This window comes from Acetobacter sp. AC2005, assembly GCF_037901235.1.
In the GTDB taxonomy this organism is placed as follows: domain Bacteria; phylum Pseudomonadota; class Alphaproteobacteria; order Acetobacterales; family Acetobacteraceae; genus Acetobacter; species Acetobacter oryzoeni.
Genome location: NZ_CP149625.1, coordinates 282,022 through 303,953, shown reverse-complemented (window position 1 = coordinate 303,953; position 21,932 = coordinate 282,022). Strand labels below are relative to the sequence as shown.

The following is a 21,932-nucleotide window of genomic DNA, read 5'->3' as shown; positions in this document are numbered from 1 at the left end:
GCCGTGGTGGCGCTGTTTGTATGAAAGGACGGATGCATGGCTTCCGCGGCCGAACAACTGGCTGCCAACTTTAATGTAGGCTCTTTTGCCAAAGCGACTGAACTTAAAAAGCGAATTTGGTTTACACTGGGTGCGCTGATTGTTTACCGCTTAGGCACATACATCCCGGTTCCGGGGGTAGATGCCACAGTTATGGGGCAGCTTCTGGCGCAGCATCAGGGTGGCATTCTGGGCATGTTCAACATGTTCACGGGGGGTGCGCTTGGGCGTATGACCGTGTTCGCACTGAACATCATGCCATATATCTCTGCGTCTATTATTGTGCAGCTTATGTCTACTGCTGTGCCTTCTCTTGAGGCTCTCAAGAAAGAAGGTGAACAGGGGCGTAAAAAGCTTAATCAGTACACACGTTACCTCACTGTTCTTATCGCGCTGTTTCAGGCGTATGGGATAGCGGTGGGGCTGGAGAACGTGCACAGCGCTGCTGGCGCTGCTGTTGTTCATCCAGGCATGTTCTTTTTGCTTTCATGCGTTACCACGCTTGTTGGCGGAACCATGTTTCTGATGTGGCTGGGTGAGCAGATTACCGCGCGCGGCGTGGGGAATGGCATTTCGCTCATTATCTTTGCTGGTATTGTGGCCAACCTGCCGCATGCATTGGCAAGCCTCTTTCAGCTTGGTTACACGGGCGCACTTTCACCGTTTTTTGTGCTGCTTTTCTTGGTTCTTGCAGCGCTTACCATCATGTTCATTGTGTTCATGGAACAGGCACAGCGTCGGGTTGTTATCCAGTATCCAAAGCGCCAGATGGGGCAGCGGATGTTTGGGGGTGACACAACCCATATGCCACTGAAAGTGAATACGGCGGGTGTTATCCCACCGATTTTTGCCTCTTCAGTGTTGCTGATTCCGGTTACGATTGCTGGCTTTATGAACGGCAAATCATTGCCGGGCTGGCTTTCTTTTCTGGGGCAGGAACTTGGGCAAGGGCAGCCGCTGTATATGCTGTTCTATGCTGCCATGATCGTGTTTTTCTCATATTTCTATGCGGCCGTTACCTTCAACCCGACGGAAACAGCCGATAATCTGAGAAAGCAGGGGGGGTTTATTCCTGGTGTGCGCCCTGGTGCGTCTACGGCGTCGTACTTTGATAAAATTCTCACCCGTCTGACCACGATTGGTGCGGCGTATATGGTGGCAGTCTGTCTGTTGCCTCAGATCCTGATCAGCCACTACAACGTACCGTTCTATTTTGGCGGAACGAGTCTGATTATTATTGTGTCTGTAACCATTGATACGGTCACACAAATTCAGTCTCATCTAGTGGCGCACCAGTATCAGGGGCTTATGCGTAAATCACGCGGCGGCAGGAAGCAGAGGATCATCAGACGATGAATATTATTTTTCTGGGCCCTCCCGGCGCGGGAAAAGGTACGCAGTCCAAACTTCTTGAAGAGCGGTATGGGCTGATTCAGATTTCTACGGGCGACATGCTGCGCGCAGAAGTGGCCAAGGGATCTGAAACAGGGAAGCAGGCAAAAGCTCTGATGGATGCCGGGAAACTGGTGCCGGATGAGCTGATTATTGCAATGCTGAAAAGCCGGATTGCGCAGGCAGACTGCCAGAATGGTTTCATTCTGGATGGTTTCCCGCGTACCTTGGCGCAGGCTGAAGAGCTGGACAGCATGCTGTCTTCTGATGGGAAGAAGATCGATATCGTTCTTTTCCTGGATGTGGATGAAGAAATTCTGGCAGATCGGATTTCCGGTCGCTTTACTTGTGGTAACTGCGGCAAGACGTACAACGAGGTCTCTAACCCACCGAAGGTGGAAGGGGTCTGTGATTCTTGCGGCAGCCATGAGTTCAAGCGCCGGGCGGACGATAAGCGGGAAACCGTTGTTGAACGGCTGAAAGAGTACCGGAAACTCACGGCTCCGATTCTGCCGTTTTATGAAAAAACCGGACGGCTGCATAAAATTAACGGCATGCTGTCGGCCTCTGAAGTGACAGGCGAAATCGAAGATGCGCTTGCCAGCGAGGGGCTGATCACGAAAAAGTGATCCGTTTTCGTTGACTTGTGGCGGTGGCCGGTATATTTCGCGGCCACCAAGTGAAATCTGCCCCAAGGGCTATGAGCGTTCGTGGTTAAGGCGGGCGAACAGGAGTATAAGGCGTGGCACGTATTGCCGGCGTGAATGTCCCGACCAACAAACGGGTTGTTATCGGGCTTCAGTATATTTACGGGATTGGCGCAACTAAGGCTGCTGAAATCTGCAAGGCTCTGGAAATTCCCGAAGCAAAGCGGGTTAACGAGCTGAGCGATGACGAAATCCTGAAGGTGCGTGAACTGATCGACAGCAAGTATCGCGTTGAAGGCGATCTGCGTCGTGAAATCGCAATGAACATCAAGCGTCTGATGGATCTGGGCTGCTACCGCGGTCTGCGTCATCGTCGCGGTCTGCCTGTGCACGGTCAGCGCACACACACCAATGCCCGCACGCGCAAGGGCAAGGCTGTGGCGATTGCAGGCAAGAAAAAAGCAACGCGCTAATCCAACTGGTTAGGATGTCTAACCCTGCTGCGGCAGGCTCTGGGCAGGGACTGAGGTAGAAAAGACATGGCGAAAGCCGCAACTCCGCGTATTCGCAAAAAAGAGCGTAAGAACATTATTTCTGGCGTGGCGCATGTGCTCTCCACGTTCAACAACACCATGATCACCATCTCTGATGCACAGGGGAATGCCATTTCTTGGTCTTCCGCTGGCGCACAGGGTTTTAAGGGGTCTCGGAAATCTACGCCTTATGCGGCGCAGGTTGCGGCGGAAGACGCTGGTCGCAAGGCTCGCGAACATGGTATGGAAACTCTGGAAATCGAAGTTTCCGGTCCTGGGTCAGGGCGTGAAAGCGCACTGCGTGCTTTGCAGGCTGTTGGTTTCACCATCACCTCCATCCGCGATATGACGCCGGTTCCGCACAATGGCTGCCGCCCGCGTAAGCGTCGCCGCGTCTAAGTCCTGAGCAGGAAGGCAGCTTATCAATTAGGCTGTCTTCCGGTTGTTGTGTCCACTTCAGAGAAATCGCTGCGATTGCAGTGGTTTTTCGTATTGAAAGGCCGGTACCTTGGTCCTTCAGAAAAACTGGCAATCTCTGATCAAGCCTGAAAAGCTTGAGGTCGAATCCGGTGTGGAGCCAGCACGCATCGCAACCGTGGTTGCAGAACCTCTGGAACGCGGGTTCGGGATGACACTGGGGAATGCGCTGCGGCGTGTTCTGCTGTCCTCGCTTCAGGGTGCGGCTGTTACTGCTGTGCAGATTGACGGCGTGCTGCATGAGTTCTCGTCTGTTGCAGGCGTTCGGGAAGATGTCACGGACATCGTGCTGAACATCAAGCAGCTGGCACTGCGTATGCATGGCGAAGGGCCAAAGCGTATGATGCTGACGGCCACAGGCCCCGGCGAAGTGCGTGCCCGTCAGATCCAGACCGGTCATGATATCGAGATCATGAACCCCGATCTCGTTATCTGCACGCTGGACGATGGCGTTAAGCTGGGCATGGAATTTATTGTTAACATGGGTAAAGGCTATGTGCCTGCTGCGGCTAACCGCCCGGAAGATGCACCAATTGGCCTGATTCCGGTGGATGCAATTTATTCCCCCGTAAAGCGCGTGTCTTATAAAGTTGAGCCTACCCGTGTTGGGCAGGTGACCGACTATGATAAGCTGCTGCTGACGGTTGAAACCAATGGCGCTGTAACGCCTGAAGATGCTGTGGCTCTGGCCGCACGCATTCTGCAGGATCAGCTCCAGCTGTTCATCAACTTTGATGAACCGCGCCCTGTGCAGGCTGAAGAGCCTGAAGATGATCTGCCGTTCAACCGTAATCTGCTGCGTAAGGTGGATGAGCTTGAGCTGTCTGTTCGTAGTGCAAACTGCCTGAAGAACGACAACATCATCTACATTGGGGATCTGGTGCAGAAGAGCGAGCAGGAAATGCTCCGTACTCCGAACTTTGGCCGGAAATCCCTGAACGAAATCAAGGAAGTTCTCACCTCTATGGGGCTGTCCTTGGGTATGAATGTGCCGGCTTGGCCGCCGGAAAATATTGAAGAGCTGGCAAAGCGGCTTGATGAGCCGTTTTGATCTGACTTTTCACACAGTACGTAGGAACTAAACTATGCGTCACGGGATGGCCGGCAGAAAGCTCGGCGTTACTTCTTCTCACCGCGCAGCCATGTTTCGCAATATGGCTGTTGCACTGATCAAACACGAACAGATCACCACCACGCTTCCTAAAGCAAAGGAACTGCGTCCGGTTGTTGAAAAGCTGATTACGCTGGGCAAGCGGGGCGACCTGCATGCACGTCGTCAGGCTTTTGCCATGCTGCGTGATGATGTGATCGTGAAAAAGCTGTTTGCTGCTATTGCAGAACGCTACAAGGCTCGTAACGGCGGTTATACGCGCGTTCTGCGTGCTGGCGTGCGTTATGGCGATGCCGCACCTATGGCTGTTATCGAACTGGTTGATCGCGATGTTTCTGCCAAAGGGCAGGACAGCGGCCCACGTCCGGAAGCAGAAGAAAAGCAGGATCTGGCTGCATAAGCCACCTATCCGGTTTTTAGAAAAAAGGCTGGCCCAGAAATGGGCTGGCCTTTTTTTATGCGTTTATGACACCGTTAGTGATGCGATTTTATATCGTGAAATTGGTTGGAAAATTTACACCATTTCTACTTGCTATATTGACAATATAGCCGTGTAGCACGTTAGTAATTGCAAAATGAACGGCGCAAACAAACACGGTGGCATTATGAGGCGAGTTTTTCTGCGGATTATGCTGGTGATCAGCCTGCTTTTTGTAGGGCTGACACAGCAGGCACGGGCCGGAACCCCGGTGCGTATTGGGTATATTCCTGTTCTGGGCTCATCCGCCCTGTTTGTTCTGGATGGTGAAGGCTGGGCCAAGCAGGCCGGGTTGGACTTGCAACTTGTGCGCTTTGGTTCTGGCCCGCAGGCTATTCAGGCTTTGGTATCCGGGCGGATTGATGCCTACGTGGCGGGTGTGCTGCCGTTGTTGCAGGCACGTGCGCATGGCGTGGATGTTAAGGTTGTAGCTTCCGGTTCGGTTGAGGAACTGGAGCTGGCGGCGCGTGGTCCATTGGCGCAAATGGTGCCAGAGGGACAGGAAGGTGGTCTGTCTGCTCAGGTCATTAAGGATGGCTTTGCCAAGTTCAAGCAGGAACAGGGCCATCTGCCACGAGTTGCAGCACAGCCAGCCGGTTCTGTGCCGGATATCATGCTGCGTTATTGGCTGCAAAAACGCCTCGATATTGCGCAGCCGGCCTCTGTTATCAACATTGCTGGCGTAGATATTGATGCCGCACAGCAGGCTTTTCTGGCTGGCGCGGTGGATGCCGCTGTATTGCGTGAACCTTCTTTAACCGTTGTTAAAACCCGCATTCCAGATGCACGTATTCTGGCCACTGGGCATGATATGTTGCCAGATCAGCCGGGTTCCGTGCTGGCTATTGTTAAACCAACAGAAGTGTCTTGGGCAAAAACGCTGACAGGCCTGTTTGTTAAAGCCAACACTCTGGTGGCCCAGCACCCGGATGAAGCTGCTCCTTTTGTGCGCACGGCACTGGGTGGCGGTATGCTGAAGGAAGAAGTGTTGCAAAAAGCTCTTGCGCGCTCTGCCCAGCATTTTGTGAGCGATCCTGCGCGTATTGTAGAAGGTGTGCGCCAGTTGCAGGATTTTGAGGTTGAGCAGGGGCTTTTGCGCAAAGCCGCGCCAGTGGATGGCCTGTTTGATCTGGAGATGTGGAAGCAGAGCCAGCAGTGAGGGATAAAGTTTCGTTTTCAACAAAATGGGCGTTAGGTCTTATCGGGCTTATCGTCTTTTTTGGAGGATGGGAGGCAGCAGTCCGCACAGGGTTGCTGCCTTCTGGTATGGTGCCTGCTCCCAGTTCACTTGGGCCAGCCTGGCTGGATGAAGTGCGCGGGGGCTTTTGGCAGCAGGCCATTCTGGATAGTCTGCATCATTATCTGTTGGGCCTGCTTATTGGTTCTGTGCTGGGTGCCGGGTTAGGCATTCTGTGCGGCATGGTGGCCGTTGTAGATGGCTTGCTGGAGGGCATAGTGCGGCTTCTGCGGCCTGTGCCCGGCTTAGCGTGGGTGCCTTTTGCCATTTTGTGGTTTGGTCTGAACACATCTGGCGCCACTTTTGTTATTGCCATTTCAGTTTTCTGGATCAACTTTTACGCAGCGCATAGCGCCGTGCGCGGGGTGGACCCAGAGCTGTATGAACTGGCAGCCGCTTTTGGGCATGGCAGCTTTTTTGGCCGTTTATTCAAAGTGGTGCTGCCTGCAGCTTCTCCCGGCCTAATGTCTGGGCTACGCACAGGCTTGGGGCAGGGCTGGATGTCTGTTGTGGCGGCGGAGCTGTTTGGTGTGCCGGGTATTGGCGCGCGGATGATGCAGGCTTCCAGCTTGCTGGCCACCGATGTGGTGGTTGTTTACATGCTCACCATGGCGCTGCTTTATGCGGTAACTGATTTCCTGTTCGGGTTTGTAAGAAAGCGCGTGCTGAGGTGGCAACCATGAGCGAAAAACATAGTGTTGCCAGCTTGGAGAATGTTGGCCTTTCGCATGATGGTGGGGCCAATTTTGTACTGCGCAATGTGAGCCTGACATTGGAGCAGGGGGAGTTTGTTGCGCTTTTAGGCCCATCTGGCGTGGGCAAATCCACACTGTTGCGCGTGTTTATGGGGCTCATGCAGCCTACAGAAGGCACAGTAGGTGGTTCGGCCTGCACAACGGATGCAGAGGAAACAGGCACCAAGCGGCGCAGGCGTGCCTTGGTGTTCCAGGATGCACGGCTGATGCCGTGGCGCTCTGTGCTGAAAAATGTAGAGTTCGGGCTGGAAGGCTTGGGCCTAACGCGTGAAGAAAAGCGCACACGCGCTATGGATGCTCTCAAGCTGGTGGGGTTGGAAGATGCTGCAGACCGGTGGCCCCGCCGTATGTCTGGCGGCCAGCGCCAGCGTGTGGGGGTTGCGCGTGCGTTTACGGTCAACCCTGATCTGCTGTTGATGGATGAGCCCTTTGGCGCGCTGGACCCTATTACACGCAGCAGCCTGCAAGAAGAACTCCAGCGTATCTGGCAGCAAACACATAAAACCGTGCTGTTTGTTACGCATGATATTGAGGAAGCCTTGCGCCTTGCTACACGTGTGGTGGTGCTGGCAGGTGGCCCACCAGCGGGCATTACGGGTGAAATTGCCATTACGATGGATGAACGAAACCCCGAAAGCACGGTTTTTAGAACCTATGCCGCCCGTTTACGGGCCATGATTGCAGGGGAAAAAGACCCCGGTGGCGCTCCATACTGGCGTTCTGCTGAAATTTAGTTGAAAAGCATATAAATAAACACAACACGGCATCCTTTGCGGGGTGTCGTGCGTTCACATGCAACAAAACGGGGAGACATCGCATGAGCGATGACAACACAAAGGATTACGCGCTGGAAGAAGGTATTGGCCGTGTTCAGGATGGTGCGGAAGGCTTGTTCAGCCAGCTCCCCAGTTATGATGAAATGAACCCGGGCAAGCGTTGCGCTGCAACAGAAGCAGTGAAAGATGTGGTGATTGACCGGCCATTCCTGATCCTGCCGGTTGTGGGGATTTTCAGCTTTATTGTTGGTGGCCTGCTGCGTCGGCGACGCTGAGGTTTTTTAATAGATGTCTTTCAGTCAGAAAAATTCTGCCTGAGAGTATGAAGGAGATGATTACATGCTGAAGCTGGCACTGTTTTTTCTGGTTATTTCCCTTATTGCAGGGCTGTTCGGTTTTGGCGGCATTTCCACTGCAGCTGCGGGAATGGCAAAAATCCTGTTCTTTATTGCAATTATTCTTTTTGTTGTTTTCCTGGTGGTGGCCTTGCTGGCTGGGCGCGCCATTACAAAATAACCGCTCCTGAATAATCAGAGCATGAAAAAACCCCCGGTCTGGAAAGGCCGGGGGTTTTTGTTTGTGCTGCAGAATGACGTAGACCCTAGTTTTTGTCCTTCTGAATAAACGAAGGCAGAAGCGGATTATCGGTTTGCATGGAATCTTTGCTGGGCAGGGAGGATGCATCCCACCCACCACCAAGCGCCTCAATGAGCGTCACGGAATCCAGAATACGGCTTTGCTGGATTTGCAGCGCCGTTTCCGCGTTGGAAAGGGCCGTTACTTCCGCCGTAATCACTGTGGTGTAAATCTGGGTGCCAGCCATGTACTGGTTGAAGGAAATCTGCACAGCCTTGTTGGCGGCTTCTACCGCAACAGCCTGCTGGTCGGCCTGGTCTGCCAGTACGCGCAGGTTGGCAAGCTGATCTTCCACCTGTTGCAGGGCGGTTAGCACTGTCTGGCGGTAGGCAGCTACGTAGTAATTATAATTGGTTTCGGCTTCACGCACGGCGGCAGTGCGTGCACCGCCTTCAAACAGGGTTTCCGTGGCGGAAGCACCAAGCGCCCAAATACGGTTGGCCACCTGCACCAGTGCCCCCACAGGGTCACCACTGTAGGAGTAACTGGCTGTCAGTTTTACGTCCGGGTAAAAGGCGGCAAGGGCTGCGCCAATCTGGGCGTTATATTCTTCCATCCTGCGTTCAGCGGCAGAAACATCAGGCCGGCGTTGCAAAAGTTCGGAGGGCACAGCAACGGGAATGGCCGGAATGTCCCGCGTAAGCGCACCATGTGGAATGGAAAGATCTGCCGGGGCCTTACCCATTAAAATGGCAATAGCGTGCTCATACCCAGCACGCGCGGCATCTGTTGCTGTGGCTTGGGCGCGGGTTTGTTCAAGCTGCGTTTTGGCCTGCATCAGGGTGGTGGGGTCGGCCGTGCCAGCGTCGTACTGGTTTTTGGTAATCTGGTAGGAGCGTTCGTAAAAATCTACGTTCTTTTGCAGCAAGTCGTGCAGGCTGTCCTGATACCGCAGGTTGAAATAGGCGGTGGCCAACTGCGCCTGATAGGAGAGCTTGGCATTGGCCAGATCCGCCGCAGAGGCCTGAGCCTCGGTCACCTGAGCTTGAATCTGGCGGCGGATAGCGCCCCACAAATCCAGATCCCACGATGCTGAAGCACCCATGGCATAGGTGTTTTCTGTGGTGTTGGAGGCAACGGAGGAGGTTGTATCTCCGTAATTGATAATCGTGCCCGATGAGCGTGACCCACGGCCAGAGCTCTGCCGGTTGAAGGAGAGGGCACCGCTTAAGGTCGGATACAGTTGTGCCCGGATGGCGTTAATGGCGGCGCGGGCATTGCGGTATCTGGCCTCATACTGCGCCACGTTCTGGTTGTTGATTTCAACCTGAGATTCAAGCTGGTTCAACAACGGGTCATTATACAGCGTCCACCACGCACCTTTGGGAATGGCCGCCAAACTGGGCTGCGCGTAGTTCCAGCCGGGAGCAGGTCGCAACTCCTTGAACTTGGGAGAGATAATGGCCGTGGGCCGCTTGTAATTGGGGCCAACCATGCACCCCATCAGCACCAGTGGCGCCATAAGGCTGGCAGCACGGCGGGACAGTTTTTTGTGTTTGAGCATCATGCTGGAAAAAGAAGGCGAAACCATCAGCTATCCTGCCGGGAGGTGCGAGAAAAGAAAGAGCGCAGGCGTATTTTCTGAACACGCAGCCGCCACGTATCAAGCGTAAGATAAATAACAGGGGTAGTGTAAAGCGTAAGGGCCTGACTGACGAGCAACCCACCCACAATGGCAATGCCCAACGGGTGGCGCAGTTCTGCCCCATAGCCATTGGTGATCATAAGCGGCGCCGCCCCCAGTGCTGCGGCAGCGGATGTCATGATAATGGGGCGGAAGCGCAGCAGGCAGGCTGTACGAATGGCCTCAAGTGAAGACATGCCATGTTCGCGTTCTGCCACAAGGGCAAAGTCCACCAGCATGATGGCGTTTTTCTTCACAATGCCAATCAGCAGGATCACCCCGATCATGGCGATGAGCGAGAACTCTTCCCCAGCCAGTTGCAGCGCCAGCAGCGCGCCCACACCTGCAGAAGGCAGGGTGGAAAGAATGGTGAGCGGGTGCAGGTAGCTTTCGTACAGAATGCCCAGCACAATATACACGGCGCATAGGGCTGCCAGTATCAGCAGGGGCTCATCATTCACGGCTTTCTGGAACTGTGCGGCATTCCCCGCAAAGCTGCCGTGGATGGTGGAAGGCATGTGCAGCGTAACCTGAGCCGCATTGATAATCTGCGTTGCCGTGCTGAGTGAAACCCCTTTGGCCAGATTGAAGGAAATGGTGGAAGCCACCGCCATACCCTGATGGTTGACCGAAAGGGGCGTGCGTGTCTGCACAATTTGCGAAACCAGGGTAAGCGGCACCATGCTTTCTGAGGATGTGCTGACGGCAGACCCGTTAGAAGCCCCGGCCCCCCCAGCCAGTGCGTTGGCAATCTGGTTTTTGAAGGATTCCGAACTCAGCGAGGATGCTGAACTGTTGCCGGCTGCATCCAGCCCGGTCGTGTTGCGCACACGTATGGTGTTGGATTGTGTGCCACCACCAGCAGTGCCGCCCGCCACACTCACCCATACCTGCATCAGGCTATGGGGGTTGGACCACAGCACCGGATCGGCTTCCATAACCACACGATACTGATTGAGCCTGTTGTAAATGACAGAGGCCGCACGCTGGCCGAAGGCATCATACAGCGTGTTGGAAAGCAGCTGCGGCGTGATGCTGACACGTGCGGAGGTATCGCGGTCTATATCCACGCTCATGGCGGAACCGCCTTGCTGCACGTCGGATGAAAGATCTGTCAGTTCCGTATGATGGCGGAGCTCGCTCAGCAGTTTTTCAGTCCACGTATAAAGCTCGGAGGCGTTTTCACCCTCCAATGTATATTGGTAGGAGGCATTGCTCTGCCGGGCACCTGCACGTACGGCGCCGGGTTCCATCAGGAAGAAATCAGCCCCCACCAGCTTGCTCAGCCGCTTGCTGATACGGTTGATAAGGTCTGTTGGTGTATCAGAACGCTTGCTTTTGTCCTGCAACTGCAGGAACAGATTGGCTTGGTTGGATGAACCACGCCCGCCGATAAAGGAGGAAACACTCTGCACCTCTGGCTCTGCCAGAATAGCCTTTTGCACGTCAGCCAGCTTTTTGCTGAGTGCGCCAAAAGAGATAGACTGATCGCCCTGTAAATGCCCCATGAGCAGGCCCGTATCTTCCACCGGGAAGAAGCCTTTGGGCATAAGGATAAACAGCGCCACAATGAGCACCAGCGTAAAAGGCAGGCTCAGCAGCACCAGCTTGTTATGCCGCAGCGCTACATCCAGTGAATGTGCATATCCTGCCTGCAGTTTATCCAGCGCATGCGTAATGCGTGCCGCCACGCGGGCAGAAAGCGGAGGGTGTTCCTGTGTTTCAACCGCCGGAGCACGTGGGGCCAGCAGGTAAGCGGCCATCATGGGCGTAAGGGTAAGAGACAGCACCATGGAAATAATGATGGTGATGCTGACCGTCATGGCGAATTCGTGGAATAACCGGCCCGCAAGGCCACCCATCAGCAGAATGGGCAGAAAAACCGCAATCAGCGAAATGGAAATGGAGAAAACGGTAAACGCCACCTCGCCACTGCCTTTTATGGCAGCCTCACGCGGGGGAAGGCCTTGTTCTATGTAGCGGGCAATGTTTTCGACCACCACAATGGCATCATCCACCACAAAGCCGGTGGAAACCGTAAGCGCCATAAGGGACATGTTGTCCAGCGAATAGCCAAACAGCGCCATCACCCCAAACGTGGCCACAATGGAGGCTGGCACCACAATGGCGGGAATAAGCGTCATTCTGACAGAGTGCAGGAACAGCAGCACCATCAGCACAACCAGCACCACGGAAATAACCAGCGTAAGCTGTGTATCCGCCAAAGAGGCACGGATGGTAAGGGAACGATCAAGCCCCACATGCAAATCCACCCCACCGGGCAGGGCGGCCTTGAGCATGGGCAGTTTGGCGTTGATCTGATCCACCGTATGGATCACGTTGGCCCCAGCTTGTGGGAACACAACGGCAATAACGGAGTCCTGCCCGTTGTAATAGCCGGCGTTGCGCAGGTCTTCCACGCTGTCACGCACTTGGGCAATATCTGCCAACCGCACGGGCCGGTTATTGCGCCATGCAATAATCAGATCCCGATAATCCTGCGCCTTGCTGACCTGATCATTCGTATCCAGCGTAAAGCGCATGCCGCCTTGGTCAATAATACCTTTGGGGGTATGGGCATTGGCTGAGGCCAAGGCTGCGCGTACGTCTTCAAAGCTGATGCCATAACGGTAAAGTGGCAAAGGGTTTATTTCTGCACGGATAGCCGGTAGTGCGCTCCCGCTGATTTCTACCTGCCCAACCCCTGCCACGGAGGAAAGATGCTGCACCAGCACGTTGGTGGCGTAATCATAAAGCTGCGGGCGCGTATGTGTATCTGATGTCAGGGTTAAAATCAGAATGGGCGCGCCGTTGGGGTTGGCTTTACGGTACGTTGGGTTTTGCCGCAGTGAGGAAGGCATATCCGCATGGGCGGCCTGAAGGGCGGCCTCCACATCTCGCGCAGCGCCGTTGATATCGCGCGAGAGGGAAAATTGCAGCATGATGCGCGTGGTGTTTTGTGAGGACTGTGACGTCATTTCCGTCACATCCGCAATCTGGCCCAGATGCCGTTCCAGCGGGGCCGCTACGGAGCTGGCAATTTCTTCCGGGCTGCCACCGGCCTGCGTAGCCTGCACCATAATAACCGGAAAATCCACATTCGGCAGGTCAGATACCGGCAATGTGCGGTAGCCCAGAATGCCCCCCAGCAACATGGCCACCGTAAGCAGAATGGTGGCCACGGGCCGGTCAATAAACAGCCGGCTTATGCTCATGGCGCGGAATGTCCATCAGCCGGAGGTGGGGCAGAAGGCTGGTTGTGCCGATGCCGCATGGCATTGAACTTATGGGCCAGCGTATCCAGCGCCAGATAGATAACCGGCGTGGTGAACAGCGTAAGCAATTGGGAGAGTGCCAACCCGCCAATAATGCTCAGCCCCAGAGGGTAACGCAGTTCCGAACCCGTGCCGTGTGAGATTACCATAGGTACGGCGCCCAGCATGGCGGCAAGGGTTGTCATCAAAATAGGGCGGAAACGCAGTGTGGCGGCGGTGCGGATGGATTGCAGGGAGTCCATGCCATGCTCGCGCTCGGCTTCCAGCGCGAAGTCGATCATCATGATGGCGTTTTTCTTTACAATGCCAATCAGCAGCACAATGCCGATAATGCCCATAATATCCAGATCCACCCCCGCAATCATCAGCGTCAGCAGCGCACCAATGGCGGCGGAGGGCAGGGTGGACAGAATGGTAACCGGGTGCACAAAGCTTTCGTAAAGAATACCCAGCACGATGTACACGGCTATCAGCGCCGCTGCCACAAGGAACAGCTCGTTGCTGAGCGAGCCTTCAAACGCTGCCGCCGTGCCTTGGAATGATGTCTGGAAAGCAGAGGGCAGCCCTATTTCCTTTTCCACCTTGCGGATGGCGGCCGTGGCATCCCCCAGCGCGTAACCATCGCTCAGATTGAAGGAAATGGTGGTGGCGGGGAACTGCCCAAAATGCGTAAGCAACAGGGGCGCTGTTTCCTGCGTAACGGTGGTAACGGCAGCCAGCGGCACCAACCCGGAGGTGGGCGAACGTGTGGGGCCAGAAACACTTTCCCCCGAATTGCCGCTAATACCCGGCAGGTAAAGCTGGGAGAGTGAGGTAAGGTTGGTCTGGAACCGAGGATCCGCTTCCAGAATAACGCGATACTGGTTGGACTGCGTATAGATGGTGGAAATCTGCCGCTGGCCAAAGCTGTCATACAGCACGTTATCAACGGTTTGCGGCGTGATGGAATAGCGCGCCCCGGTGGCTCTATCCAGCGTTACCTTTGCCACCAGCCCAGATGCCTGCAAATCCGATGTTACATCAGAAAGCGCAGGTTCCTGCTTCAGGCGGTCCAGCAGCTTTGGCACCCATATTTTAAAGGCGCTGTATTCCGGGTTTTCCAACAAAAACTGGTATTGCGTAGCCGTAACCGTTGTATCCAGAGAAAGGTCCTGAATAGGCTGCATATACAGTTTGATACCCGCTACCTGTGCGGTTTCATCTGCCAGCCGGCGGGCAATCTGTGCCGCAGTGCTTGTGCGATCATCATGCGGTTTGAGGTTGATGAGGAACCGGCCCTGATTGAGTGTTGCGTTCTGCCCATCTACCCCGACAAAGGAGGAGAGCGAGACCACATCCGGGTCCTTCAGCAGCACTTTGGCCAGTTCCTGCTGATGCTGCTTCATGCTCTCGAAAGAGATGGTTTGTGAGGCAACGGAGATGCCCTGAATAACCCCCGTATCCTGCGCGGGGAAAAACCCTTTGGGGATAACCCATGCCAGCACGCCCGTAAGCACTAGCGTACCTACAGCCACGCACAGAGTGAGCACGCGGTGGGCCAGCACCACATCCAGCATGCGGTCATACCCGGCAATCAGCTTTTCCGTATAGTCTTCCATCCGGGCAGACCAGCGCTGGAATGCCGTAGTGGCAGACCCGGCATCATGCACACGTTCGGAAAGAATGCGCGCACACATCATCGGCACCAGCGTAAGCGAGACCACGGCAGACAGAATAATGGTAACAGCCAGCGTAAGCGCAAATTCATGGAACAGGCGGCCCACCACATCGCCCATGAACAGCAGCGGAATCAGCACTGCAATGAGCGAGATTGTGAGCGAGATAATGGTAAAGCCAATTTCCCCGGCCCCTTTCAGGGCGGCTGTCATCCGGTCTTCTCCTGCTTCCACGTAGCGGGAGATGTTCTCAATCATGACAATGGCATCATCCACCACAAAGCCGGTGGCGATGGTCAGCGCCATGAGGGACAGATTATCCAGCGAGAAATCGAGCAGATACATCACCGCCAGCGTGCCGATAATGGAAAGCGGCACAGACAGGCTGGGAATAATGGTGGCGGGGATATTGCGCAGGAATACAAAAATAACCGCCACAACCAGCGCAAGGGACAAAAACAGTTCACCCTGCACATCGGAAACAGAGGCGCGGATGGTGGTTGTGCGGTCTGTTAACGGGGTAATATCAATGCCCGGAGGCAGCGTTTCCCGCAGAGCAGGCAGGGTAGCCTTTACGTTGTCCACCACAGAAATCACGTTGGCGCCGGGCTGGCGCTGCACGTTCATAATGAGTGCAGGTGTCAGGTTGGACCACGCCGCAAGCTGCGTGTTTTCTGCGCCCACAACCACTGTTGCCACATCACGCAGGCGAATGGGGCCGTTGTTCTGATAGGCGATAACCTGATTAAGCAGCACATCTGCGCTGGTAATCTGCCCATCCACCTGCAACGTGGCGGCCTTTTGCGGGCCATCAAACGTACCGGTGGGGGAGTTTACGTTCACGTTGCCAATGGTGGTGCGCAACGTGTCCAGATCCATGCCGTAGGAGGTCAGCTTGGGTATGTTCACGCGCACCCGAATGGCCTTGCGGTTACCACCAGAAAGCGTCACAAGCCCCACGCCGGAAATCTGGCTGATCTTTTGCGCCAGACGGGTATCCACGTAGTCTTCCACTTCGGGCAGTGGAATGGTGGAGGATGTAATGCCCAGCGTAAGCACAGGCGTATCTGCCGGGTTTACCTTGGCGTAAACCGGAGGGGCTGGCAGATCTGTTGGCAGCAGAGAGTTGGCCTGGTTGATGGCTGCCTGAACTTCCTGCTCCGCCACATCCATGGAGGTATCAAGCGCAAAGCGCAGGGTAATAACCGATGCCCCACCAGATGAGCGTGATGTCATCTGGTCCAGCCCCGGCATCTGGCCGAACTGGGTTTCCAGCGGTGCGGTAACGGAGGTGGACATCACATCCGGCCCGGCGCCGGGGTAGAATGTTTCAACCGTAATGGTTGGGTAATCTACCTGAGGCAGGGCGGAAACGGGCAGAAAATGGTAGCCCAGCAGGCCAGCCATAAAAATGGCCAGCATAAGCAGAGTAGTGGCAACCGGCCTGCGAATAAAAAGGGCTGATGGGTTCACTTTGCCGCGTGATCCGATGCTGGAGTGGTTTGTGCAGGAATGGTGACTTTAATGCCGGCGCGCAGATGGTCTGTGCCATCTGTTACCACTCTGTCACCATCCTTTAGGCCGGTAGGCACAACAATGTTGTTGCCATCCGATGTGCCGGTGGTAACGGGCCGCACCTCAACAGTGTTATCGGCCTTTACAACGTAAACAAACTGGCCGGTGGGGCCGGTTTGCACTGCTGTGGTGGGCAGCAGCAGCACGTTATTAAGTGTTTTGACCAACAGGCGCGCATTTACAAACTGGTTGGGGAACAGATGCTCATCCGTATTGGGGAAGATGGCACGCAGGCGCACGGTGCCGGTGGAGGTATCTATCTCACTATCCAACGTGCTGACGGTGCCATCGGCAATTTTTTGCGTGTTGGAACTGTTCCATGCCTCTACAGGAAGAGACTTCTGGGTGCGTAGCTCTTCCGCCACTTCCGGCAGCTGGTCCTGCGGCAGTGTGAAGATAACGGAAATAGGCTGCATCTGCGTGAGAATGGCTAAGCCGCCAGATTGGCCCGCTGTAACGTAGTTGCCCTTATCCACGGCGCGGATGCCAATCCGGCCATCTACAGGCGCAATAATATGGCAGTAGGTGATCTGGAGCTTCTGGTTATCCACCAGTGCCTGATCGGATTTTACTGTGCCTTCCAGCTGCTGCACAACAAACTGCTGATCCTTGGCCGTTTTGGCATCAATACTATCTTGCCGGATCAGGCGCTGGTAACGCGCGCTATCTACACGGGCCTGTGCAAGCTGGGCCTTGTCTGCTGCAAGCTGGCCTTCATATTGGGCCAGCAGCACCTCATAGGGGCGGGTGTCTATCAGTGCCAGCAGATCGCCTTTGTGTACGTGCTGCCCTTCCGTAAACAGCACGTTCATCAGGTAGCCTTCCACGCGGGTCTGCACCGTTACGTTGGTAATGGGGACCACCGTGCCCAGTTCTGTAAACACCACGGGCATGGAACCACTATGCACCGTTTGCACGGCCACGGGCTGCGCTTGCGATGCATCCGCAGTGTGGTGTTTGCCTTTTTTATGCGTTCCGCTGCTGGTATCTCCGTGCGGGCGCAGGAACGCAAAGGCCAGTACGCACGCACCTGCCAGAGCTATGCCTGCAAGTAACATCCGTTTTTTACGGGGAGGGCGCGGAGATGGTGAAGACGGAGAAGCGGGAGAGGCTGGCTGATGTTCATCCATGTGGCGCGCTGCGTATTACCTGAAAATAAGGAGTGTTGGTTCAGACAGGAAAATAAAGGCCAGAATAAGGTTTTATAATCCATCTGAAGGAATTGATATGTGCCGGAAAGCAGAAAATCCTGCTTTCACCGTAAAACGTACCACATGGATATGGGAAGGGCTTGTTACGTTTTTTTAGTGCTTGTTGCCGCTCATGGAGGCCCCGGCAGAAGGCGCAAGGCGTGCCGCAAAAGGCACCGCCAGCAGAGATACAGCCCCAGTTACCAGAAAGCCGGCGGAAAAATCACCCAAAGTGGGTGTGGTGTGGCCATATATTTGCCCCAGCACCGTAAGCGTGCCCGCAGCAATACATATGCCAGCAGAAAGCATGATCTGCTGCATGGTGGAATACAGGCTGGTTGCCGCACTCATGTTGCTTGCGGGCACATCAGCGTAGGCAATGGTGTTGTAAGCGGAAAACTGGATAGCTTGTGCAGCGCCCGCACATGCCAGGATAAGTGAGAAAAGCCACAACGCATGCGGCAGCCGAAAGCTGGCCACCAATGTAAAAACAACAGCCGCAGAAACACCATTAAACATAAGCACTCTGCGAAAGCCCCAGCGTTTGAGAATGGCTGGCACAAAGGGGCGCGTTAGTAATGCCCCAATAGGCGCTGTAAATGTGACCAACCCGCTTTGTGCGGCATTCAGCCCCATACCGATTTGCAGGAAAGACGGCATAAGAAAAGGCAGGGACCCAACAGCCACGCGTGAGGCCGCGCCCGCAAAAACAGAAATCCGAAACGTGGGAATACGCATCAGCCGGAAGTCCAGCAATGGCGCGGGAATGCGAAAGGCGTGGATACAGTAAATGGCCATCAAAAGGCAGCCAGCCCCCAACATGGCCAAGCGCAAAGAGATAGAGCCTTCAGCGTGGCTGAACAGTTCTGCAAAAACAGAAAGCAGAGCCAACCCGCCACCGGCCAACACCATGCCTTTCAAATCAAACGGCGGGGGAGTGGGTTCATAAATTTGTGGAATGAAGCGCCATGTAAGCCCCAGCCCAACCAACCCGATGGGAATGTTGAGGTAAAAGTTCCACCGCCATGAAAACCACGTGGTGATAAACCCACCCACCACCGGGCCCAGCAAAGGGCCAAGCGTGGCGGGCAGCATCATCCATGTCATGGTGCGTACAAGCTGATCACGCGGTGTGCTGCGGATAATCACCAGCCGGCCTATGGGCACCATAAGGGCACCGCCAATACCTTGTAGCGCGCGCATGCAGGCCAGAAAGGGCAGGGAGTTTGCCTGCGCACAAAGCAGGGAACTGGTTACAAAAATGCAGATGGCCACCATCAGCACGGAGCGGCTGCCCAGTCTGTCTGCCAACGCGCCAGAAGCCGGTATGAAAATGGCCAGACCAATAATATACGATGTAAGTGCAACAGAGGTTGCAACTGTATCAACGTGTAAACTGTTAGCGATAGAAGGCAGAGCTGTTGCCAGAATGGTGCCATCAAGCTGTTCCATAAACATCATGGAGGCAACGATCAGGGCGGTGAACTGCGCTTTGGTCGGGCGTGGCATGCCTAGTCAGAAACGTGTTTTTGCGGTCTGATGCAACCTATGATCCTGCAAGCACTGTTTTGTTACGGCAAGCAGGCTGGCAGGATTGCACTCAAAGTTTAAGGAAAAAGTCATGGCTGAAGATAAAATCAAAAATGTTGAAAGCAAGGTTGAAGGCGCAGCAACAGATGCCAAAGGCCATGTGAAGGATGCCGTGGGCGGTCTGACAGGTAACATTGGCATGCAGGCTGAAGGCAAGTTCGATCAGTTTGCTGGCCACATGCAGCAGGATTTTGCAGACCTGTACGAAGAAGGTGAAGGCGTGCTGGAAAAGGCAGCCACCTTTGTGCGTGATAAACCCCTGCTTTCATTGGGTATTGTGTCTGCCATTGGCCTTGTTCTGGGCTGGCTGATCTTCCCCCGCCGCAAGCGTTCTTGAAAAATTAGTTTACCGGGACTCTTGCGCTCCTAGGTAAAAAAATGCTTCTCCTTCTCTGCGGAGTCGCAGTTGATGCGACTCGGTTAATTTAGCCGAGTCGCATCAAATGGATGGAAAGAGGGGCAATGCCGGACTTTACGCGGGAACAGCAACTGGGCGGCCGAGTGGCCGGGGTGGATGAAGTGGGCCGTGGCCCGCTGGCAGGCCCCGTGGTTGCTGCCGCAGTGGTGTTTGGCGCTGGTGTACCTGCTGATCTTGCCGCCGTTATTGATGATTCCAAAAAATTAAAACCAGCTGTGCGCGAAGCCATAGCGGAACGCCTGCCACAGGTGCCGGGTATTGAAATCGGCATTGGGGCGGCGTCCACTGCGGAAATCGATAAGCTGAACATCCACCATGCAGCCCATCTGGCCATGCAAAGGGCGGTAGGCCGCCTGCCGCGCCTGCCAGACCATGTGTTGGTGGATGGCAACAAGCTGCCGGATTTTGGCTGCGCGGCACAGGCCATTGTGGGCGGAGACAGGGTGAGCCTGTCTATTGCTGCGGCATCTATTGTGGCCAAGGTGGTGCGTGATCGCGCTATGGCCCGGCTGGATGCACGCTGGCCTGATTACGGCTGGGAGAAAAACGCGGGCTACGGCACGGCTGTTCATCGCAAGGCGCTGATCAGCGTGGGTATTACACCGCACCACAGAAAGACGTTCGGCACAGTGCGCCGGCAGCTAGAAGAACATTATTCGGCGGAGAAGCAGGTATGAGCGGCGCAAAATCAGCATCCATGGAACTCCCTCTTGATCAGATCCTCCGTGGTGAATGTGTGGAGACCATGCGCTCCCTGCCTTCTGGCTCTGTAGATTGCGTGTTTGCAGATCCGCCGTACAACCTTCAGCTGCGTGGGGAACTGCGCCGCCCGGATGATACGCTGGTGGATGGCGTGGATGATGATTGGGACAAATTCTCCGATCTGGAAGAATATGACCGCTTCACCCGTGCATGGTTGGCAGAAGCCCGCCGTGTGCTGCACAAGGATGGCACAATCTGGGTGATTGGCTCCTACCACAACATCTACCGCATTGGCGCCATTTTGCAGGATCTGGGTTTCTGGATTCTGAATGACATTGTGTGGCGTAAATCCAACCCCATGCCCAATTTCCGTGGTCGGCGCTTTACCAATGCGCATGAAACCCTCATCTGGGCCGCGCGTGGGCAGGATAGCCGCTACCGTTTTAACTATCAGGCCATGAAGGCCCTGAATGATGATGTGCAGATGCGCTCAGATTGGTATCTGCCTCTGTGCACAGGTAATGAACGCCTGCGGAATGAACACGGCCTGAAGCTGCATCCCACCCAAAAGCCGGAAAGCCTGCTGCACCGCGTGCTGCTGGCCTCCACCACGGTAAATGATGTTATTCTGGACCCATTCTCCGGCACGGGCACCACGGCTGCCATGGCACGCCGTTTGCGGCGGCACTTTATTGGTATTGAACGCCACCCGGATTACGTAGAAGCTGCCATGGCGCGTGTGGCTGCGGAAACACCGCTGGAAGCCGATGCCGTGCAGACCACACAGGACAAGCGCGAAGCCCCGCGTATTCCTTTTGGTTCATTGGTGGAGCAGGGTGTGATTGCCGCTGGCACAGTGGTGTGTGACAAAAAACGCCGTGTGCATGCCACAGTTTCACCCGATGGCACGCTGGTAAATGGCACCAAGCGCGGCTCTATTCACAAGCTGGGTGCGCAGCTTACAAACGCCCCATCCTGCAATGGCTGGACATTCTGGCATTTTGAACGGGCAGGGGAACTGTTGCAGCTTGATGTGCTGCGGCAGGAAACACTCCAGAAAACAGCGCAGGCCTAACTGCGCTTCTTTCTGACGCTCAAGAAAATACTTTAAAAACAGATATAAAAAGGCAGCTTTTTTAGCTGCCACCAAAGCCCAAAAAGCCAACAGAAGGCTGCGCGGTGCCGCCGGTGCTATCGTAACGCCGTTCTTGAATGCGCTTCTGTTCTTCTTGTTCATAACGGGCATTGTTGATGCCGCCAGAAACAACAGGTTCCGCGCCCCCATCATCCATGCCGCCACCGTAAGAACGCGGATTATCAGCCGGCGTGCGGAGGGAAAGCAGCAGGAAGGTAATGGGGTTCCGGTTGAGGTCGATAGACATATCCAGTGGTGTCTGGCCCAGAATATTATGCCCGTTCAGATCTGCCCCACGGTTAATGGCATCTTTTGCAGCAGAAATGCTGCCACGGTTGATGGCATCAAACAGAGCCGCTGTGGGTTCCACATCCTTGTTGGATTTATCCCCGTCATCTTCATCCAAACCTGATGCACCGGGAATATTGGTGGGCGGAGCGGCCCGTTTGGCAGCCTGTGCGTCTTCCGCCTTTTTGGCGTCTTCAGCTGCGGCTGCTTCATCGCCCCCTTGTGCCTGCGCCCAGACAGGAGAGGTGGCAAAGCAGGCAAAACTGCCCATAAGCATGGCAGAAGAAGCAAGGCGGCAGAAACGGGTCATTGTCTGTCCATCATTACACGTATGCGTCATGCTATCACACCGTATAATGGTGCGAAAGTGGAGAGACCGCACACCTCACTCTTTCCCTG

The 21,932-nt window shown here is 55.0% G+C and carries 20 protein-coding genes; 14 read left to right on the top strand and 6 right to left on the bottom strand.

Annotation, left to right across the window (positions count from 1 at the left end; all coding sequences use genetic code 11):
• Positions 1–36: 36 nt before the first annotated feature.
• From secY to QQM41_RS01345, 11 genes are all read left to right on the top strand, one after another.
• Positions 37–1,395, top strand: coding sequence for a preprotein translocase subunit SecY (gene secY / locus QQM41_RS01395; protein ID WP_003628215.1), 1,359 nt, complete (start codon positions 37–39; stop codon positions 1,393–1,395).
• Positions 1,392–2,060 carry an adenylate kinase gene (locus QQM41_RS01390; protein WP_087651398.1) on the top strand — a complete coding sequence of 223 codons (669 nt, stop codon included), beginning with the start codon at positions 1,392–1,394 and terminating at the stop codon, positions 2,058–2,060. The genes secY and QQM41_RS01390 overlap by 4 nt, the downstream gene beginning before the upstream one ends.
• A gap of 113 nt (positions 2,061–2,173) precedes the next feature.
• Complete coding sequence (gene rpsM, locus QQM41_RS01385) at positions 2,174–2,551, top strand: 30S ribosomal protein S13 (RefSeq protein WP_006116037.1); 378 nt, start codon at positions 2,174–2,176, stop codon at positions 2,549–2,551.
• Positions 2,552–2,617: 66 nt separating this feature from the next.
• Positions 2,618–3,010 (top strand): 30S ribosomal protein S11, encoded by a 393-nt coding sequence (gene rpsK, locus QQM41_RS01380; protein WP_003622750.1) that lies wholly within the window; start codon positions 2,618–2,620, stop codon positions 3,008–3,010.
• Between the two features lie 109 nt (positions 3,011–3,119).
• Entirely contained in the window at positions 3,120–4,139 is a 1,020-nt protein-coding gene (locus tag QQM41_RS01375) for a DNA-directed RNA polymerase subunit alpha (protein ID WP_003622752.1), read from the top strand.
• Between the two features lie 34 nt (positions 4,140–4,173).
• Positions 4,174–4,599, top strand: coding sequence for a 50S ribosomal protein L17 (rplQ, locus tag QQM41_RS01370; RefSeq protein ID WP_339077528.1), 426 nt, complete (start codon positions 4,174–4,176; stop codon positions 4,597–4,599).
• Positions 4,600–4,774: 175 nt separating this feature from the next.
• Complete coding sequence (locus QQM41_RS01365; RefSeq protein ID WP_339077527.1) at positions 4,775–5,836, top strand: ABC transporter substrate-binding protein; 1,062 nt, start codon at positions 4,775–4,777, stop codon at positions 5,834–5,836.
• Entirely contained in the window at positions 5,833–6,597 is a 765-nt protein-coding gene (locus tag QQM41_RS01360) for an ABC transporter permease (RefSeq protein ID WP_339077526.1), read from the top strand. Before QQM41_RS01365 ends, QQM41_RS01360 begins: the two co-directional genes overlap by 4 nt.
• On the top strand, positions 6,585–7,403 hold the full coding sequence (locus QQM41_RS01355; protein WP_080986774.1) for an ABC transporter ATP-binding protein: 819 nt from the start codon (positions 6,585–6,587) through the stop codon (positions 7,401–7,403). Before QQM41_RS01360 ends, QQM41_RS01355 begins: the two co-directional genes overlap by 13 nt.
• Before the next feature lie 83 nt (positions 7,404–7,486).
• Complete coding sequence (locus QQM41_RS01350; RefSeq protein WP_003622764.1) at positions 7,487–7,720, top strand: hypothetical protein; 234 nt, start codon at positions 7,487–7,489, stop codon at positions 7,718–7,720.
• A gap of 64 nt (positions 7,721–7,784) precedes the next feature.
• Entirely contained in the window at positions 7,785–7,961 is a 177-nt protein-coding gene (locus tag QQM41_RS01345) for a DUF1328 domain-containing protein (protein ID WP_003622765.1), read from the top strand.
• 85 nt (positions 7,962–8,046) lie between these two features.
• On the opposite strand, the gene QQM41_RS01340 is transcribed toward QQM41_RS01345, so the two are convergent.
• The 5 genes from QQM41_RS01340 to QQM41_RS01320 all read right to left on the bottom strand — a co-directional run bounded on the left by QQM41_RS01340 (position 8,047) and on the right by QQM41_RS01320 (position 18,909).
• Entirely contained in the window at positions 8,047–9,612 is a 1,566-nt protein-coding gene (locus QQM41_RS01340) for an efflux transporter outer membrane subunit (RefSeq protein WP_339077525.1), read from the bottom strand.
• Positions 9,612–12,920 carry an efflux RND transporter permease subunit gene (locus QQM41_RS01335; RefSeq protein ID WP_050819571.1) on the bottom strand — a complete coding sequence of 1,103 codons (3,309 nt, stop codon included), beginning with the start codon at positions 12,918–12,920 and terminating at the stop codon, positions 9,612–9,614. The genes QQM41_RS01340 and QQM41_RS01335 overlap by 1 nt, the downstream gene beginning before the upstream one ends.
• Positions 12,917–16,108, bottom strand: a complete 3,192-nt coding sequence (locus tag QQM41_RS01330) for an efflux RND transporter permease subunit (RefSeq protein ID WP_339077524.1) — start codon at positions 16,106–16,108, stop codon at positions 12,917–12,919. The genes QQM41_RS01335 and QQM41_RS01330 overlap by 4 nt, the downstream gene beginning before the upstream one ends.
• Complete coding sequence (locus tag QQM41_RS01325; RefSeq protein ID WP_050819573.1) at positions 16,105–17,340, bottom strand: efflux RND transporter periplasmic adaptor subunit; 1,236 nt, start codon at positions 17,338–17,340, stop codon at positions 16,105–16,107. The genes QQM41_RS01330 and QQM41_RS01325 overlap by 4 nt, the downstream gene beginning before the upstream one ends.
• A gap of 174 nt (positions 17,341–17,514) precedes the next feature.
• Positions 17,515–18,909, bottom strand: coding sequence for an MFS transporter (locus QQM41_RS01320; RefSeq protein ID WP_339077523.1), 1,395 nt, complete (start codon positions 18,907–18,909; stop codon positions 17,515–17,517).
• Positions 18,910–19,021: 112 nt separating this feature from the next.
• On the opposite strand from QQM41_RS01320, the gene QQM41_RS01315 reads away from it, so the two are divergent.
• The 3 genes from QQM41_RS01315 to QQM41_RS01305 all read left to right on the top strand — a co-directional run bounded on the left by QQM41_RS01315 (position 19,022) and on the right by QQM41_RS01305 (position 21,185).
• Positions 19,022–19,327 (top strand): CsbD family protein, encoded by a 306-nt coding sequence (locus QQM41_RS01315; RefSeq protein ID WP_003628207.1) that lies wholly within the window; start codon positions 19,022–19,024, stop codon positions 19,325–19,327.
• Positions 19,328–19,437: 110 nt separating this feature from the next.
• A complete protein-coding gene (locus tag QQM41_RS01310) occupies positions 19,438–20,085 on the top strand; it encodes a ribonuclease HII (RefSeq protein WP_080986775.1) in 648 nt (215 codons plus the stop codon).
• Positions 20,082–21,185, top strand: coding sequence for a site-specific DNA-methyltransferase (locus QQM41_RS01305; protein WP_003622780.1), 1,104 nt, complete (start codon positions 20,082–20,084; stop codon positions 21,183–21,185). Before QQM41_RS01310 ends, QQM41_RS01305 begins: the two co-directional genes overlap by 4 nt.
• 61 nt (positions 21,186–21,246) lie before the next feature.
• On the opposite strand, the gene QQM41_RS01300 is transcribed toward QQM41_RS01305, so the two are convergent.
• On the bottom strand, positions 21,247–21,915 hold the full coding sequence (locus tag QQM41_RS01300; protein WP_087651394.1) for an ankyrin repeat domain-containing protein: 669 nt from the start codon (positions 21,913–21,915) through the stop codon (positions 21,247–21,249).
• Positions 21,916–21,932 lie beyond the last annotated feature (17 nt).

Coding starts and splice junctions, on each gene's coding strand:
- secY (WP_003628215.1), top strand. CDS start 37: ATGGCTTCCGCGGCCGAACAACTGGCTGCCAACTTTAATGTAGGCTCT.
- QQM41_RS01390 (WP_087651398.1), top strand. CDS start 1,392: ATGAATATTATTTTTCTGGGCCCTCCCGGCGCGGGAAAAGGTACGCAG.
- rpsK (WP_003622750.1), top strand. CDS start 2,618: ATGGCGAAAGCCGCAACTCCGCGTATTCGCAAAAAAGAGCGTAAGAAC.
- rplQ (WP_339077528.1), top strand. CDS start 4,174: ATGCGTCACGGGATGGCCGGCAGAAAGCTCGGCGTTACTTCTTCTCAC.
- QQM41_RS01365 (WP_339077527.1), top strand. CDS start 4,775: ATGAACGGCGCAAACAAACACGGTGGCATTATGAGGCGAGTTTTTCTG.
- QQM41_RS01350 (WP_003622764.1), top strand. CDS start 7,487: ATGAGCGATGACAACACAAAGGATTACGCGCTGGAAGAAGGTATTGGC.
- QQM41_RS01345 (WP_003622765.1), top strand. CDS start 7,785: ATGCTGAAGCTGGCACTGTTTTTTCTGGTTATTTCCCTTATTGCAGGG.
- QQM41_RS01340 (WP_339077525.1), bottom strand. CDS start 9,612: ATGGTTTCGCCTTCTTTTTCCAGCATGATGCTCAAACACAAAAAACTG.
- QQM41_RS01335 (WP_050819571.1), bottom strand. CDS start 12,920: ATGAGCATAAGCCGGCTGTTTATTGACCGGCCCGTGGCCACCATTCTG.
- QQM41_RS01325 (WP_050819573.1), bottom strand. CDS start 17,340: ATGGATGAACATCAGCCAGCCTCTCCCGCTTCTCCGTCTTCACCATCT.
- QQM41_RS01320 (WP_339077523.1), bottom strand. CDS start 18,909: ATGCCACGCCCGACCAAAGCGCAGTTCACCGCCCTGATCGTTGCCTCC.
- QQM41_RS01315 (WP_003628207.1), top strand. CDS start 19,022: ATGGCTGAAGATAAAATCAAAAATGTTGAAAGCAAGGTTGAAGGCGCA.
- QQM41_RS01310 (WP_080986775.1), top strand. CDS start 19,438: ATGGAAAGAGGGGCAATGCCGGACTTTACGCGGGAACAGCAACTGGGC.
- QQM41_RS01305 (WP_003622780.1), top strand. CDS start 20,082: ATGAGCGGCGCAAAATCAGCATCCATGGAACTCCCTCTTGATCAGATC.